1 protein-coding gene is annotated in these 1,253 nt (G+C 42.9%); it reads right to left on the reverse strand.

Annotation, left to right across the window (positions count from 1 at the left end):
* Positions 1-99: 99 nt before the first annotated feature.
* Entirely contained in the window at positions 100-1,011 is a 912-nt protein-coding gene (locus tag QTO00_RS19880) for a LysR substrate-binding domain-containing protein (RefSeq protein WP_331426285.1), read from the reverse strand.
* Between the last annotated feature and the right edge of the window lie 242 nt (positions 1,012-1,253).

Genomic DNA, 1,253 nt, shown 5'->3' on the forward strand with positions numbered 1-1,253 from the left:
TGAACGATATATTAGGAATGCCTATTTATTGACGATAAAAATGAACGGGCGTATTGCCATATAAATGTTATATGGATGTTTTTTTTATAACTAAATAATCTACCGCGAGATTGGATTAGTTTGAGAGAACTCACGCCGTATCCAATTTCTCAGTAACAGAACATTCTCATTTTTGAGTTTATTTGGCAGACAAGCGAAATAGAACTCTTGATGTGGGTTGAGAACCGGAGAGCCTATTTCAACTAAATAACCCTGCTCCACATCATCGCGAACGAAAATTCGATGAGTGACAAGTACCCCCAGATGGCGAGTTGCCGCCTGAACAGCCTGAATGGAAGCGCTAAACTTGAGATTGTTTGCGCCGTCAGGAATCGAAATTTCGTATGCATCGCACCAGGCTTGCCAGTCATGTTTTCTTCGTTCGTTTATCGTGATGATGGCTGGGTACTTCTTTAATAGCGTCTTAGGGCAGCTTATGCCTTTGGCAAGTTCGGGACTGGCGACCATAATCAGTTCATCATTGGCGAGCTTTTCGCAGTAGTAGTCTTGCCAATCAGTCTGCTTACCATGAATGACCGCGACATCAACGCCTTGATCTTCCATTGAGAACTGTCCTACAAGGGTAGAGATCCGGACGTCTAAGTTTGGAGCGGATTGGTTAAGCTGATTTACTCTCGGTATCCACCAATGCATGGCCAATGAATTGACCATATTTAAGGTTAAGCGATGTGACTGTTTCTCTTCGATTAACTGATGAGTTGCGCGAGTGATAGCTTCTAGTGCTGGAGCGATGCTTTTGTAGTAGCTTCGACCTGCGGAATTCAAGGTTACCTGACGACCAACGCGGTTGAACAAGCTTTGCCCGACATATCCCTCTAATGCTTTGATTGATTGGCTAATGGCAGAATGACTAACGTGAAGTGCCGAGGCTGCTGCGGTCATACTGCCAGTTTCTGCAACGGCGACGAAGGCGTAGAGAGATTTTATCGGTGCAGGATTTATTGGTTTCATCTGTAAGTTTTTCTAACTAATAGTGTCAATATTATTCGTTATTCAACCTGGCTCGTTTTCCCTAGAATGATTGACAAGAGGGGGGGGAGTTATGTCGAACCAGTTGTATCCAGTTTTATTTATGTTGTTTTCAACCTTCAGTCTGTCATTAACCGGGTTGTTTTCCAAATTTTTAGGTCAATACCTTGAACCTAGCACAATCACTTTTTTAAGGTTTATAGTGCCTACGCTAATTATTGTGA

Source organism: Vibrio sp. M260118, from assembly GCF_036533755.1.
Taxonomy (GTDB): domain Bacteria; phylum Pseudomonadota; class Gammaproteobacteria; order Enterobacterales; family Vibrionaceae; genus Vibrio.

What these genes read in the sequence shown, in the direction of transcription:
- QTO00_RS19880 (WP_331426285.1), bottom strand. Translation starts at nt 1,011, where the DNA reads ATGAAACCAATAAATCCTGCACCGATAAAATCTCTCTACGCCTTCGTC.